This window comes from Pseudomonas sp. GWSMS-1, from assembly GCF_049847425.1.
Taxonomy (GTDB): domain Bacteria; phylum Pseudomonadota; class Gammaproteobacteria; order Pseudomonadales; family Pseudomonadaceae; genus Aquipseudomonas.
This window is the reverse complement of sequence record NZ_JBMHHV010000005.1, coordinates 3802714-3817566: the sequence shown is the minus strand read 5'-3', so window position 1 is coordinate 3817566 and position 14853 is coordinate 3802714. Positions and strand designations below refer to the sequence as shown.

Annotated in this window: 7 protein-coding genes and 3 pseudogenes; 5 read left to right on the top strand and 5 right to left on the bottom strand. The window is 61.5% G+C overall.

The genetic code is table 11. The features are described from left to right. Window positions 1–192 precede the first annotated feature (192 nt). Window positions 193–1098: a LysR substrate-binding domain-containing protein gene (locus tag ACEPAJ_RS21425; protein WP_425917731.1), complete on the top strand. Its 906-nt coding sequence runs from the start codon at window positions 193–195 to the stop codon at window positions 1096–1098. Window positions 1099–1153: 55 nt separating this feature from the next. On the opposite strand, the pseudogene ACEPAJ_RS21420 reads toward ACEPAJ_RS21425, so the two are convergent. Both ACEPAJ_RS21420 and ACEPAJ_RS21415 read right to left on the bottom strand, forming a co-directional pair. Continuing rightward, window positions 1154–2265, bottom strand: a pseudogene (locus ACEPAJ_RS21420) (polyamine ABC transporter substrate-binding protein). Between the two features lie 141 nt (window positions 2266–2406). Beyond that, window positions 2407–3435 (bottom strand): histone deacetylase family protein, encoded by a 1029-nt coding sequence (locus tag ACEPAJ_RS21415; protein ID WP_425917729.1) that lies wholly within the window; start codon window positions 3433–3435, stop codon window positions 2407–2409. Window positions 3436–3688: 253 nt separating this feature from the next. Between ACEPAJ_RS21415 and ACEPAJ_RS21410 the strand changes: the two genes are divergently transcribed. The 4 genes and pseudogenes from ACEPAJ_RS21410 (at window position 3689) to ACEPAJ_RS21395 (ending at window position 7934) form a co-directional block, all read left to right on the top strand. Next, window positions 3689–3994 carry a PepSY domain-containing protein gene (locus ACEPAJ_RS21410; RefSeq protein ID WP_425917727.1) on the top strand — a complete coding sequence of 102 codons (306 nt, stop codon included), beginning with the start codon at window positions 3689–3691 and terminating at the stop codon, window positions 3992–3994. Next, the gene (locus ACEPAJ_RS21405) at window positions 3991–5277 is read left to right on the top strand and encodes a sialidase family protein (protein WP_425917725.1); all 1287 of its coding nucleotides are present in this window, start codon (window positions 3991–3993) and stop codon (window positions 5275–5277) included. Before ACEPAJ_RS21410 ends, ACEPAJ_RS21405 begins: the two co-directional genes overlap by 4 nt. Then, window positions 5270–5881 carry a hypothetical protein gene (locus tag ACEPAJ_RS21400; RefSeq protein ID WP_425917723.1) on the top strand — a complete coding sequence of 204 codons (612 nt, stop codon included), beginning with the start codon at window positions 5270–5272 and terminating at the stop codon, window positions 5879–5881. The genes ACEPAJ_RS21405 and ACEPAJ_RS21400 overlap by 8 nt, the downstream gene beginning before the upstream one ends. After that, window positions 5878–7934 (top strand): annotated as a pseudogene (locus tag ACEPAJ_RS21395) (LTA synthase family protein). Before ACEPAJ_RS21400 ends, ACEPAJ_RS21395 begins: the two are co-directional and overlap by 4 nt. Before the next feature lie 55 nt (window positions 7935–7989). Here ACEPAJ_RS21395 and ACEPAJ_RS21390 read toward each other — a convergent pair. The 3 genes and pseudogenes from ACEPAJ_RS21390 to uca form a co-directional block, all read right to left on the bottom strand. Beyond that, window positions 7990–8982, bottom strand: a complete 993-nt coding sequence (locus ACEPAJ_RS21390) for an AraC family transcriptional regulator (RefSeq protein WP_425917721.1) — start codon at window positions 8980–8982, stop codon at window positions 7990–7992. A 221-nt stretch (window positions 8983–9203) separates the two neighbouring features. Next, window positions 9204–11008, bottom strand: a pseudogene (gene atzF / locus ACEPAJ_RS21385) (allophanate hydrolase). 144 nt (window positions 11009–11152) lie between these two features. Then, entirely contained in the window at window positions 11153–14812 is a 3660-nt protein-coding gene (gene uca, locus ACEPAJ_RS21380) for an urea carboxylase (RefSeq protein ID WP_425917719.1), read from the bottom strand. Between the last annotated feature and the right edge of the window lie 41 nt (window positions 14813–14853).

Here is a 14853-nt window from a genome sequence, read left to right as displayed (position 1 = left end):
TGTGGCCTGATACTGGCCAATGCTGTTAATCGCTGGGTCATGCATAATCGGCATAATGTGAGTGTGACTCTTAGGCTCGCTCGGCGCATGAGCAGCCTAAAACTAGATACCTGAGGCAGTGCGACAGTTATCGAGAAAATTCCCTGAATTACCGAGCGTTTACGCGATTAAATCCGGATTACGGAATGAGCGATGAATCTAGAAAGTAAATGGCTGGAAGATTTTGTCACCCTGGCCGCCACCCGCAGTTTTTCCCAGGCGGCGCAAAAGCGCTTCGTCACCCAGCCGGCCTTCAGCCGGCGGATTCGCAGCCTGGAAAACATGCTCGGGCTGACCCTGGTGGATCGCAGCTGCACGCCAGTCGAGTTGACTGAGTCCGGCCAGCTGTTTCTGGTCACGGCGCGCAGCATCGTCGAGCAGTTGGGTGAGGTGGTGCGCCACCTGCACAACCTTGAAGGCCAGCAGGGCGAGGTGATGCAGATAGCCGCGGCGCATTCGTTGACCCTGGGGTTTTTCCCCCAATGGATCGCCCGCCTGCGTCGGGAAGGGTTGCCGTTGACTACCCGCCTGGTGGCGACCAACGTCGGCGAAGCGGTGCATGCGCTGCGTGACGGTGCCTGTGATCTGATTCTGGCCTTTTATGACCCGGACGCCGCCCTGCAAATGGACCCGGAGATTTTCCCTTCGCTGCACCTGGGCCGTACTGAAATGCTGCCGGTGTGTGCGGTGAGCGAAGACGGTGCGCCGCTGTTCGATCTCGACAATGGTCAGAGCGTGCCGTTACTGGCCTACAGTGCGGGCGCGTTTCTCGGGCGCTCGGTGAACCTGCTGCTGCGTCAGCGCGCGCTGCGTTCCACCACGGTGTATGAAACGGCAATGGCCGACAGCCTGAAAAGCATGGCCTTGCAGGGGATGGGCGTGGCCTGGGTGCCGCGCTTGTCGGTCAGCGGCGAGCTGGCCCGTGGTGAGTTGGTGGTGTGCGGTAATGAGCAGTGGCAGGTGCCGCTGGAAATACGCCTGTACCGCTGCGCCTTGGTGCGCAAGGCGTCGGTACGCTTGCTGTGGCGCAAGCTGGAAACTGGTGAGGTCGGTGGTTAACGCCGTGTGTTGAAGATCGCCGGCGCAGCCGATTAGCCGCTGCGCCGTGATGACCTCAGGTGCCGGATTTGATGGTGTTCCAGGCGCGGGTGCGAACGCGCTCAATCTTTTGCGGCAGCGGCTGCAGTACGTAAAGGGTCTTTTGCGCTTCGGCGGTTGGCGTCAGGCCAGGGTTGTCGCGGATCTCTGCGCCCACCAATGGCATGGCGGCCTTGTTCGGGTTGGGGTAGCCGAGGAAATCGCTGATCGGCGCGACGACCTTGGGATCAAGCAGGTTGTTGAGGAACTCGTGGGCCTCAGCAACGTTCTGCGCGCTTTTCGGAATAGCGAACGAGTCGTACCACAGCGGTGCGCCTTCTTTCGGCAAGCGCCAGTCGACCACCACGCCGTTGCCAGCCTCTTTGGCGCGGTTGGCGAACTGGTAGAAGCTGCCCGAGTAACCGATGGCCACGCAGATGTTGCCGTTGGCGATATCGGTCATGTACTTGGCGGAATGGAAATAGGCGATGTTGGGGCGAATTTTCAGCATCAGCTCGGTGGCTTTTTTGTAGTCATCCGGGTTTGTGCTATTCGGGTCCAGGCCCAGGTAGTGCAGGGCAATCGGCAGGATGTCGCCGGGCGAGTCGAGCATGGCCACGCCGCACTGCTTGAGTTTGCTGATGTTCTCTTCTTTGAAGATCAGGTCCCAGCTGTCCACAGGCGCATCGGCACCCAGCGCTTCTTTGACTTTGTCTACGTTGAAGCCGATCAGCACAGTGCCGTACATATAGGGTACGGCGTACTGGTTGCCGGGGTCGTTGGCGGTCATCAGTTCGAGCAGGCCGGGGTCGAGGTTTTGCCAATTTGGCAGCTTGCTCTTGTCCAGCTTCTGGAACACCCCAGCTTTGATTTCGTTCTCAAGGAAGGTGTTGGTCGGCACCACTAGGTCGTACCCGAGTTGCCGGTCAGCAGCTTGGCTTCCAGGCCTTCGTTGGTGTCGAAGATGTCCCAGGTCAGTTTGATGCCGGTGTTGGCGGCAAAGTCCTTGGGCACCGAGGGCAACATGTAGTCAGCCCAGTTGTACACGCGCAGTTCGCGTTGCGGCGTTGCGGTTTCGGCCTGCGCGGCGCTGGCCAATAGCGTTGCACCGCAGACAGCGGTGGCGAGTAGGTGTTTGATTGTTTTCATCGTTCTTCACCCTTTAGACATTGTGAAATATGTAGGGTGGATGGCGCTTTATCCATCCACCAGGCATTTGGCAAACCCTCATTGGCATTTATCGCGTTATCGGTGGACGAGAAGAGCGTCAGCTACGCGCCCCGATCCACCCTACGCGCCCTCGAAACCTTCCAGTACGTTGACGGCGTTGACGCCAATGGCCTCGACCGCATAACCCCCTTCCATGACAAACAACGTCGGCTTGCCCAAGGCGGCGATGCGCTTACCGATGGCCAGGTAATCCGGGCTGTCGAGTTTGAATTGGGAGATGGGGTCATCCTTGAAGGTGTCCACACCGAGCGATACCACAATGACCTCGGCGTCGTAGTCGGCGATGCGTTGGCAGGCCTCATCCAGCGCCGCGCTCCACACTGCCCAGGGGCTGCCCATGGCTAGCGGGTAGTTGAAGTTGCAGCCTTCACCGGCCCCTTCGCCGCGTTCATCGGCGTAGCCGAGGAAGAATGGGAATTCCTCGGCCGGGTCGCCATGAATCGAGGCGAAGAGCACGTCGTTGCGGGTATAGAAAATGTCCTGCGTACCGTTGCCGTGGTGATAGTCGACATCGAGGATCGCCACCCGTTGTTTGCCCTGGTCGATAAAGGCTTGGGCGGCGATGGCGGCATTGTTCAGGTAGCAGTAGCCGCCCATCAGCTCGCCGGCGGCGTGGTGGCCCGGCGGACGGCACAGGGCGAAGGCGCTGTGTGCACCGTTTGCGATGGCTTGTTGGGCGCTGAGGGCGACTTGCGCGGCGCTGTAGGCGGCTTGCCAGGTGCCAGCGGTAATCGGCGCGCCACCGTCGAAGCTGTAATAACCCAGCTGGCCGTGCAGGTCCTTGGGGATTACCGCGCGCAGGGTGCGGGCTGGCCAGGTGAAGGGCAGCAGGTCGCCGCTGCCGTTTTGTGCCTGCCAGCGGCTCCAGGCGCCCTGAAAGAAGTCCAAGTAGGCGGCGCTGTGGATGCGCTCAATTGGCGCACGGCCGAAATCCTGTGGTGGGCGCACCTCACCAAGCTGGCGAGCTTTGACGCGCTGCAGAATGTGATCGGCGCGTTGTGGCTTCTCGAAACAGGGCATCAACTGGCCATCGATCAGCTCGCAGCTGCCGTGGTGCAGGTGATGGTCGTCGCTGTAAAAGGTCAGCATGCAGGTGGCTCCCAGGCTTGTTGTTCTAGCCATCATTGTTCGCCGCTAATGCGCTGCGAAAGAACGCTGACAACGGCCAAAAGGGGATCGAAGTGGCCAGATTTAACGGCCATAAATGGCCAATGCAGCTATCTCGAGGGGCAGACTGTTCAAACTGTTACAAACCATGAACCTGCCGTTTCTATCGCGTGGATGGATGTCATTATCTCCGCCGCCACGCCACCGCCCTTTTTCGTGATAGAGGATGTAGAACATGTTTAACCAGGCCCGCAGGTTTGCACCTAAGTTGCTGCCGCTGGCATGTGCGTGGTGTGTCACGCCCGTGTTGGCCGATGTGCAATGTTCCAGTGCGGCGCGCGCGACCTGGATGGACGAATCAGATTTTCGTCAGCAGATGAAAAGCCAGGGCGTGCAAATCACCAAGTTCCGCATCACCCCGGGCAACTGCTACGAGATTTACGGGTTCGACGAAAACGGCAAGAAGGTTGAAATCTATTACAACCCGGTCAACGCCGCTCTGGTCGCTGAAATTACCCCGGTTGCGATGGCTGCACCATGATCAAGATCCGTGCAGTGCCTGCGTTGCTCATTGTTGCGGCCGTGGTATTTGCCGTTGCCTGGCAAGGCGCTCCGCCGCATAAGCTGGCCGATTTTGCGCCTGCCATCACCCCTTCGGTAACGGCCGCTACGCCGCAGATTACTGCGCACTTCGCCTCTTCTGATATGGAGGATTTCGTCCACTCCGCCTCGATTACCGGCTTGCCCGGCGGCGATCTGATGGCGGCCTGGTTCGCTGGCACCCGTGAAGGCGCCGCCGATGTGCAAATTCGCGCTGCTCGTTTTGACGCCGCCAGCGGCCAGTGGAGTGCAGAGCGCGTGTTGGCCAGTCGCGACTCCACCCAGCGTGCCGTGGGCAAGCACATTCGTAAGTTGGGTAATCCGGTGATCAGCCTGGCGCCGGATGACCGCCTCTGGTTGTTCTATGTCTCAGTATCGATTGGCGGCTGGGCTGGCAGTGCGGTCAACGCCATGGTCTCCGACGACCTCGGCGAAACGTGGTCGGCACCACGCCAACTGGTCACTAGCCCGTTCCTCAACATCAGTACCCTGGTGCGCGCCGCGCCGGTATTCCATGCCGACGGCAGCATCGGTTTGCCGGTGTACCACGAGTTTCTTGGCAAGTTTCCTGAGTACCTGCACCTGAGCGCCAGCGGCGAGGTGCTGGGTAAATACCGCATCGGTAAAGGCCGATACTCGCTGCAGCCAACCGTGGTGGCGTTGGATGAGCAGCGTGCGGTGGCGTTGCTGCGCTATGCCGGCGACCAGCATCACCGCGTGTTGGCTAGCCACACTAACGACAGAGGTCGCACGTGGAGCACGCCGCAACCGCTGGAGCCGAGTAACCCCAATTCGTCGCTGGCTGCAGTCGCTCGTCCAGACGGCAGCCTGCTGGTGGCGATGAACGATCTGGAGGACGGTCGCTTCCGCCTGACCCTCTACGCCACCGATAGCCAGCTGGAGAACTGGCGCACCCTCGGTGAGTTGGATGAGAGCCCTAACCCCTGGGGAGAACCCATCCCGCAAGCGGATTTTACCGCCGTTATCCGTGAGAAGTTCCGCGCCAGTGGCGGCACGCGTTTTACCGAGCCGGAATCGCTGTTTCTTGAGCGGGTCACTGCGCGCATGTGCAGCACCAATGGCTGCGACTTTGATTATGAATACCCCTACTTTGCCCGTGATCGCGCCGGCACCTACCATCTGGTCTACTCATGGAACGATATGTTCATCAAACACTTGGCTTTCAACGAAGCCTGGCTAGCGGAGCGCCGTCCGCATGACTGACTTTTGGATGCCCCATCTGGCCTTCACTCTGTTGGCATTTCTACTGCTCGCGCGCTTCGGTCGCAGTCGGCCACTCCAAGCCGGCAAGCTTTTCACTTGCCTGCTGTTGAGCCTGGTACCGTTGCAGGGCATCAGCCTGGCGCTGCAACTGCGCACTTACATTGGTGACTTGTCGATCAGCAGCCTGGTGCTACTGGCCTGGGCGACGCTAAGCCGGTTTGGTCTGGCGCCGGTAAGTAGCCAGGATCGTCTGGCCAGCCTGGCGCTATTCGCCGGCCTCGCTGTGCTGCTCTACCCGGCAGCGCTGGGCCTGAGTTACAGCGACCCCTACCAGCTTGGTTATGAGCCGCGCCCGATGTTGCTAGTAATGGGCCTGTTGTGTCTGGTGCTGATCATCCAGCGCAGCTGGCTCGGCGCCGTGGCGCTGGTGCTGGCGACTCTGGCTTTTGTCTTGCGTTTGAATGCCTCAGAAAACTACTGGGACTACCTGATCGACCCCTTACTGGCCTTCTACAGCCTGGGGGCGTTACTGAGCGCCGCCCTGGGCTGGCTGCTGGCACGCCGCCGGGCCGCTCTCGTATCTGACATAAGGACCACCGCATGAGTTGGCTGGGATCACGCCGCCTGCATTACCTGGTAGGCCTCACCGCTTTGTTGCTGGTTGTTTTCGTCAGTTTGCGGGCGCTGTTCGTGTTTGGGTTCTCTGGGGTGGAGAACCTCAGCGATCCGGACGTATTGCGCACCCTCGCCATTGGTGTGCGCTTTGACCTGCGCCTGGCTCTGCTGTTGATGCTGCCGGTTGGCCTGCTGCTGGCCCTGCCCAAATTGCGATTGGCACGCTTTCGCGCTGTGCGCTGGTTGATCCGCGGTTATCTGGGCCTGGCCATTGCAGCGCTGGGCCTGCTGTACATTATCGACTTTGGCCATTACGCCTACCTCGGCGTGCGCCTGAATGCCACCGTGCTGCGCTTTGTCGGCGATGCACAGACGTCAGCAGGCATGCTCTGGCAAACCTACCCGGTGCTCGGGATTACGGCAGCCTGGTTCGCGGGCGTGGCGCTTTGGCTATATGCCTTGCTGCGCCTGGAGCGCGTCACGCTGGATCGCCCCCAGGCGCGACAGGTTGGCGTATTGCCGGCGCTGGGGGAGCAGCGCTGGTGGGTGTGTTGGTGTTCTTTGGCTTGCTTGGCCGAGCGGCCGCGCTGAACCTGGAAAATCCGGTGCCACTGCGCTGGAGTGATGCCTTCTACAGCGGCAACAGTCAGGTCGCGGCCGTGGGCCTCAACCCGGTGCTGTTTTTCTACGACACTCTCAAGCTGGAACCCACCGCCTTTGATGAAGCCGCTACACGCGAGCATTACGATGTGGTGGCCGAATACTTGGGGGTGACTGCGCGCGACCGCGAGGCGCTGAGCTTCGTCCGTGAGCAAGGCGTGCAGCCGCACCGTCTGGTCACCGAGCGTCAGCCCAACGTCATTTTCGTCATGCTCGAATCGCTCGGTACCAGCGCCGTGGGGGCCTATGGCAACCCGCTTAATCCCACCCCCAATCTGGACCGTCTGGCTCAGGAAAGCTGGTTCTTCCGCCACTTCTACGTGCCCGTGACCGGCACTGCGAAAACCGTGTGGGCAAGCATCACCGGCATTCCAGACGTGTCGCGCCAGGAGACCGCCACACGCAACCCGTTGATCGCCCGCCAGCGCACGCTGATCAACGCGCTACAGGGCTACGAGAAGTTCTACATGATCGGCGGCAACGCCGGCTGGGCCAATATCAACGCGCTGATCCGCCAGAGCATCGATGGCGTGCAGCTCTACGAGGAGCGCCACTGGCAGTCGCCGCAGGTGGACGTGTGGGGTATCTCAGACTTGGACTTCTTTAAAGAGAGCAGTCGCATCCTCGGTGGCCTGCCCAAGGACCAGCCGTTCTTCGCCTACCTGCAGACTTCCGGCAATCACCGCCCCTTTACCATCCCCAAGGATAACGACGGCTTTGAGGCGCTCGACCTGCCGCTGGAGCAGGTGCAGCAGGCCGGTTCGCGTAGCGTGGAGCAGTACAACGCGGTGCGCTTGCTTGACTTCAACATAGGCCGCTTGATGGAGCTGGCCAAGGAGCAGGGCTTCTACGACAACACGATCTTTGTGTTCTTTGGTGACCACAACACCCGTATCAGCCAGATCCCGCACATGGCGCCAGCCTTCGAGCAACTTGGGCTCGAGAGCAACAACGTACCGCTGCTGATCCATGCGCCGCAGTGGTTGAAGCCACACACGTTTGATGAGGCTGTTGGGTTGTCTGACCTATTGCCTACTGTGGCTGGACTGCTGGGTGTGCCGTTCGAGAATGGCAGCCTGGGCCGCGATGTGCAGCAGCCAGCGCCGGAAGGCGAGCGGGTGGTACCGCTGGTGCTGCAAGAAGGCAGCTTCCCGGTAATTGGCGCGGTGACCCGTGAGTTCCTCTTGCAGATGCAGTACGACGGTGCGTCGCCGACGCTGCACGACCTGCGCTCGGTCACGCCGCGCGATAACGTGGCTGCCCAGCATCCTGCGGAGTTCCAGCGGCTGCTCGCTTTGAGTCGTGGTCTACACGAAGCCTCACGGCTGCAAATGTACCGTAACGTACGTGATGAAGACGGGCTCGCCAGTAGCGCGGACTAACGCTGCCACGTGGTGTTGGCGTGCGCAGGGCTCCTGAGCGCTGAGCACTGTCTCATCAGGCTCGAAAGCGACTGGGTGCTACACCGCTCCAGCGCTGGAAGGCATGGCGGAAACTGGCGGTTTCGCTGAAACCGAGGTGCTCGGCGATCCGGCAGATTGGCCAGTCTTCCTCGCTTAACAAGGTTTTTGCCCGCTCGAAGCGCAGCTCATCAAGCAGTTCCTGGTAGTGCGTGCCCTGCGCCTGCAGGTGCCTGCGCAGGGTGCGCGGCGAGCAATGCATCTGCTGCGCCAGCTGTTCTAAGCCGGGCGGTGCAGTGACTTGCTCAGCCAGCAATTGGTGGATGCGCCCGAGCCAGGCCTGGCGAGTGGTGAACTCGGTATTCTGCTTGCGGCAGCGGCTGAGCATTTCCCGGTGAGTGACCGCGTCGGCCAATGGCAAGGGGTGCTGCAGCAGATGCGCGGGGAAGGCGAACGCGTTGCGCGCGGCATTGAATTGCAGTGGGCAGGCGAAACTGTGTGGGTAGCGGTCGCTGTAATTCGGCTCGCTGTAGCAAAACTGCGCGGCACTCAGCTGTAGCGGCTGGCCGAGTAGGTCATCACTGATCAGTTTGAGCGAGGCCAGGCACATCTCCAGGTTGAACATCTCCAATTCAGGGCTGTGCTGGTAATCGCTGGCGCAGACCCAGGCCAGCTCGCCTTCGATGCACAAGTCCAGCTTGAAGTAGGTGCCGAGCAGTGCAGGGTACTGCAGCATCAGCCGCCAGGCGTCACCAAAGGTGGCACTCGACAGGGCGGCGTAACCGACCATGCCATAGGCTGATACATGCATGCGCCGGCCCAGCTCTAGGCCCAGGTCACTGCGCAGGTGCAGGGCATTGGCGCAGACTTGCAACTCCTGGGTGCGGGTGATGCGTGTATCGGCGCACGCCAGATCACTGGCCGCAATGGCACTGCCAGCCAGCAGTTGCTCGGTTAGCTCGGGCTGCTCGGCAAAGATCTCGAGAATTTGTGAGACCACATGCAGAGTGGTCAGGTGGGCATGCAACATCGTGATCGCTTCAGCAAGTGAGATGCCTGAGTAACGCAAAAACTATGCCGCATCATCGCGTTGGTCAGTGAGCAGTCGCCGTGTTGGCGCAGTGATTAGCTGCGCCGGTAAGCATGTTGAAAGATCGTTGGCGCGCTGAGTCGTTGTTGCACTTACGATGGCCTCAGGTGATTTATAAAAATAATAAATTATCATGGGCTAATAGTTCTGGCCTATTGAATTCATCCCTTGCTCTGCACATAGGCACGCCAGCCACCGTAGGCGCTGATATCTGTGGCACCTTCCAGCCCGTATGGCTCACAGATAAAACCGCTTTCCCAGACGCCGCTAGCCAGCTGTACTTTACCCAAGCCCAACGGTGCGGGAATGCCGGTGAGGAAGGAGCCCAACTCGCTGCTCGGTAGCTCCCAGACCTCCACGGGGATGGCCACGCCGTCCGCCGCGACGCGCACCATGCCCGGCCGAAACGGCGGGCCGCCGGCGAGGGCATACAGCTTGTAATCCGGCGAGCTTAGGGTCGCCTCGACCAAGTAGCCGCCGCGTTGCTTGAGTTGCCAGTTGAGCGGTAGGCCATCCAGATGCGCGCCGCAGACCACCACGCGGGCCATGTCGTTGCGTGCACTGCTGGCCGGTGCAGGCCCATTCAGGGTGCGTTCGCCGATGAGCGGCAACGCCTGCTGACGTTGCAGGGCATCAGCCAGACTCAGCAGGTATTGATCGGTAAACACCCGACCCAATAGGGTTACGCCCCACGGCAGGCCATTAGCCATAAAGCCGGCCGGCACCGCGACGGCGGCGTAATCGAGCATGTTCATAAAGTTGGTGTAATAACCGAGGTCGGAGTTGCGCTGCACGGGTTCGGCTTCTAGTTCGGCCAGGCTCACCGGGCGCGGATAAGCGGGTGTGAGTACACAATCCAATCCGGCCATGAGTTGATCGCATTGGGCTTTGAGGGCTTGCAGCTGGTACTGCGCCTCGAAGGTTTGCACGGCGCTAAAGCCGGCGGCTTTGCTCAACACATCTTTGATTACGGGCAATACAGCCTCTGGGTGCTGTTCGATCAGCGTCCCGGCCACGCTGTAGCGCTCGGCCACCCACGGCCCGGCATAGAGCAGGCGGGCGGCGGCGAGGAACGGCGCGAAGTCGATCTCCACTGGCTCACCGCCAAGGGCTTTTAGTTGTTCAATGGCATGGGCAAACAGCGCCGGGCTTTCTGGGCATCCAAGAAACTCCAGCTGCTCAGGCACGCCGAAACGAAAGCCTCGACGCGGCGCGCCAAAGGCGCTGGCATCGTTCCACAGTGGGTTGCTACGGCTGTATTGGTCTTGTGGGTCGAGCTTGGCGGTCAGGGCCAGCAATTGGCTGGCTTCCACTGCGCTGGCGGTGAAATAGGTCACGCAGTCTAGGCTGCGGCAGGCCGGTACTACGCCGGCGGTGGAGAGCAGGCCTTTACTGGCTTTGAGGCCGACTAAGTTGTTCAGCGCGGCCGGCACCCGGCCGGAGCCGGCGGTGTCGGTACCGAGGGCAAAGCTGGCCACGCCCAGCGCGACGGCCAGTGATGAACCAGCGCTGGAACCGCCAGATGGATAATCCGGGTGCACGCTGTTGCGGCAAGCGCCGTAGGGTGAGCGGGTGCCATTTAGGCCGGTGGCGAACTGGTCGAGGTTCGTTTTACCCAGCGGCACGGCTCCAAGTGCAATCAGTTGTGCGACCAAGGTGGCGCTGCGCTCGGGCGTATAGGCGTAGGCCGGGCAGGCCGCAGTGGTCGGGATGCCAGCCAGGTCGATATTGTCCTTGATCGCAAAGGGCACCCGAACAGCGGCAACTCGACCGGCGACTTGCCGTCCAGCGCGGTCAGATAGGGTTCCAGCTCGGCGGCGCTGAGCAGATGAATAAACAGATTGAACTCAGGATTCAGCGCGACGGCCTGTTCACGCAGGGCGAGAATCAGCTGGCGCGGGGTCAGGCTGCCGTCTGTGTAGGCGGTTTTCAGCGCGCCGAGGCGCAGGTCGAATGCGTGTTTCATAAACGCTTCCTTATGTAGGGTGGATGGCGCTTTATCCATCCACTGTCGATGCCGTGGTATCGCATATGGGTCGGCACGTTGGCCGAGTGTTAGGCCGGTCTGCGACCGGTTGGTAGGTCGGTAGAGCGTGACCCTCCCTACGATTTAACGCTCCTCCAATACCAACATCCGCTGGCCAGCACGGACCGGCGAACCGGGTTGCACGCGCACGTCGCGGACGATGCCGTCGCGCGGCGCGAGCAGGGGGATTTCCATTTTCATCGACTCGAGAATCACCAGCACATCGCCGGCTTTCACCACCGAGCCTTCCTCGACCTGCACCTGCCAGAGGTTGCCGGCGATATGGCTTTCGATGCTGTGCTGGCCGGCGCCCAGCGGGCTGTCTTCACCGATTTCCGCCGCTATTTCTTCGCTGTCGAAATGCGCTTGGCCGGAGGCGATCCAGCGTTGGCGTTCGGCGTCGAAAGCGCCCCGTTGCTGCCGGCGGAAGGCGTCGATAGCGTCCGCTTCCTTATCGAGAAAGCCTTGGTAGTCAGCCAGCGCCAGTTCGCTGTGTTCAATGCGCAAGTCATAACGCCCCAGCGGAAAGTCGCGGCGAATGTGCAGCAACTCTTCGGCAGACACCGGATAGAAACGAATCTGATCGAAGAAGCGCAGCAGCCACGGCTTGCCGTCGAACGCCGCGACTTCGCGGTAGCGGTTCCACATCTGCAGGGTGCGGCCGACGAATTGATAACCGCCGGGGCCTTCCATGCCGTACACGCACATATAGGCGCCGCCGATGCCCACCGAGTTTTCCGCAGTCCAAGTGCGCGCGGGGTTGTATTTGGTGGTGACCAGGCGATGACGCGGGTCCAGTGGCGTGGCCACGGGTGCACCGAGGTACACATCGCCCAAACCCATCACCAGATAACTGGCGTCGAACACGGTCTTGTAGACCTCATCGAGATTGGGCAGGTCGTTGATACGGCGGATGAACTCCAGGTTACTCGGGCACCAGGGCGCGTCTTTGCGCACCGTGATCATGTACTTGTCGATGGCAAGCTGGCAGGCCGGGTCGTCCCAGGACAGCGGTAGATGGACGATGCGCGAGGGCACGCGCAGGTCCTGGGCGTTGCACACGGCGTCCCACTCGCCGGCAACGATGCCGAGCAGTGCATTCAGGCTGAGGGTTTCCGGTTGATAGTGGACTTGCAGCGAGCGAATGCCGGGCGTCAGGTCGATCACGCCGTTGAGGCTCAATGCCTCCAGCGCCTGCATCAACGCGTGGCCACGAAAGCGCAGCACCAAGTCCAGCTCTGGCGCGCCGATTTCCAGCAGCAGGTGAGTGTCGCCGGATAGGCGAGCGACCAGGCGTTTATCGGCTTCACCGATGTCGAGAATGATCGGTGAGGTGAGGGCGGTCGTGGCTTTTGTGGGAGGGGCTTTAGCCGCGACATTGGTGGTGTCTGGATCGGGGCTGAAGCGGAGCGTCGCCCGGCTCCTCCCACAGAGATCGGCGCCCTCGAGATTTTTGGCTTTCGCCAACTGCCGTGCGACTTCGATGCTAACGGGGGCAAACCTGACTTTATCCCCAGCCTTAAGCTGCCCCAACTGCCACAGATCAGCCTCGATGATGGTCACCGGACAAACGAAGCCGCCCAGACTGGGGCCGTCGGGGCCGAGGATTACCGGCATGTCACCGGTAAAGTCCACTGCGCCAATCGCATACGGATTGTCATGGATATTGGAGGGGTGCAGGCCGGCTTCGCCGCCGCTGTCGCGCACCCACTCTGGTTTGGGGCCGATCAGGCGTACGCCGGTGCGGCTGGAGTTGAAGTGTACTTCCCAGTCGGTGGCGAAGAAGGTCTCAATGTAGTCCTCGGTGAAGTATTCAGGCGCGCCATGGGGGCCGTAGATCACGCGGATTTCGCGGACGGCGGGCAGGGCGCTGCACAGTTCGGCAGGTAGTTGCGCGCCGCTATCGAAGTTGTTCAGCGCCGGGATATGCAGCACATCACCGGCGCGCAGGGCACGGCCGCCGTGGCCGCCGAACTGGCCGAGGGTGAAGGTGCTTTTGCTGCCCAAATAGTCCGGCACTTGCAGGCCGCCGCGCAGGCACAGATAGCTGCGTGCGCCGCTGCCGGCGATGGTGCCGAGGCCCAGCGTGCTGCCGGCCTTGATCAGCAGCGCGCTGTTCATTGGTTGCTCGACGCCGTCCACACTGAGCGGAATGACTGCGCCGGTGACCGCAACCACCGCATCGGTGTTGAAGCGCAACAGCGGGCCGCTCATGGTGATTTCCAGCGCAGCGGCGCCTTCGTCATTACCCAGCAGGCGATTGCCTAGGCGCAGTGCACGATCATCCATCGGCCCCGATGGCGGTACGCCGACTGCCCAATAGCCGAGGCGGCCTGGGAAGTCTTGCACGGTGGTTTGGGTGCCGGCGCTGAGCACTTCGAAGGTGTCGGCCTTATACACCAAGCCTTCCAGGCAACGGGTCCAAGGGTTGCCGCTGGCGAACGGTGCATCGAGCAGAATCTGCCGCAGGTAATCACGGTTGGATTCCACGCCGTACAGCACTGAGTCAGCCAGTGCTTGGCCCAAGGCGGCGCTGGCTTGTTCGCGGGTCGGCTGCCAGCTGATCAGCTTGGCGATCATCGGGTCGAAGTAGGGTGGAATCTCGCAACCGGCTTCGACCCAGGTGTCGATGCGCAGGCTCTTGCCATCGGCAGTGGGGAAGTCCACGGCAGTCAGCAGGCCGGGGCTCGGCTGGAAGTCGCGGCCCGGGTCTTCAGCGTACAGCCGCGCTTGGATCGCGTGGCCGCTGGCTTTCAGGCCTTTGCCCAGCTCGCTCAGCGGGGCTAGATCGCCGGCCGCCAGTTCGATCATCCAGCGCACCAGATCGACGCCCCACACCTGCTCGGTGACGCCGTGTTCCACTTGCAGGCGGGTGTTCATTTCCAAAAAATAGAACTGGCAAGCGGCGCTGTCGTAGACAAATTCGACGGTGCCGGCGCTGCGGTAATTGACGGCCTTGGCCAGCTTGATTGCCGCCGCGCAGAGCTCTTCGGCCATACCGGCTGGCAGGTTCGGCGCTGGGGTTTCTTCCAGCACTTTCTGGTTGCGCCGCTGCACCGAGCAGTCACGCACGCCAAGGGCCAGCACGTCGCCCTGGCCGTCGCCAAACACCTGCACTTCGAGGTGGCGGGCGCGCTGGATGTACTTCTCGATAAACACGCCGCTGTCGCTGAAGTTGTTCTGCCCGAGGCGTTTGACTGCGTCGAAGGCCTCGCTCAACTCGGCAGCGCTGTTGCACACGCGCATACCAATACCGCCACCACCGGCAGTGCTTTTCAGCATCACGGGGTAGCCGACTACCTCGCCGGCGACCAGGGCGGCGTCGAGGTTTTCCAACAGCTCGGTGCCTTCCAGCATCGGCACCCCGTGTTGTTTGGCTAAGGCGCGGGCGGTGTGTTTGAGGCCGAAGACGCGCAGCTGCTCCGGCGTCGGGCCGACGAAGGCGATACCGGTGGCTTCGCAGGCTTCGGCAAACGCGGCGTTTTCCGATAGAAAGCCGTAGCCGGGGTGGATGGCGGTGGCGCCGGTTTGCTTGGCGATGGCGAGGATTTTCTCGACCACCAGATAAGTGTCAGCGGCCGGGCCTTCGCCGAGGCTGAAGGCTTCATCTGCTTGCTGGATATGCAGGCTGGCGGCGTCGGCCTCGGAGTACACGGCCACGCCACCTACGTGCAGTTCACGCAGCGTGCGCAGGATGCGGCAGGCGATGGCGCCACGGTTGGCGATCAGCAGTTTGTCGAACATGGATTTGCCCTCGGAAGGCAAGGCGGGCCGTCCCGCAGTAT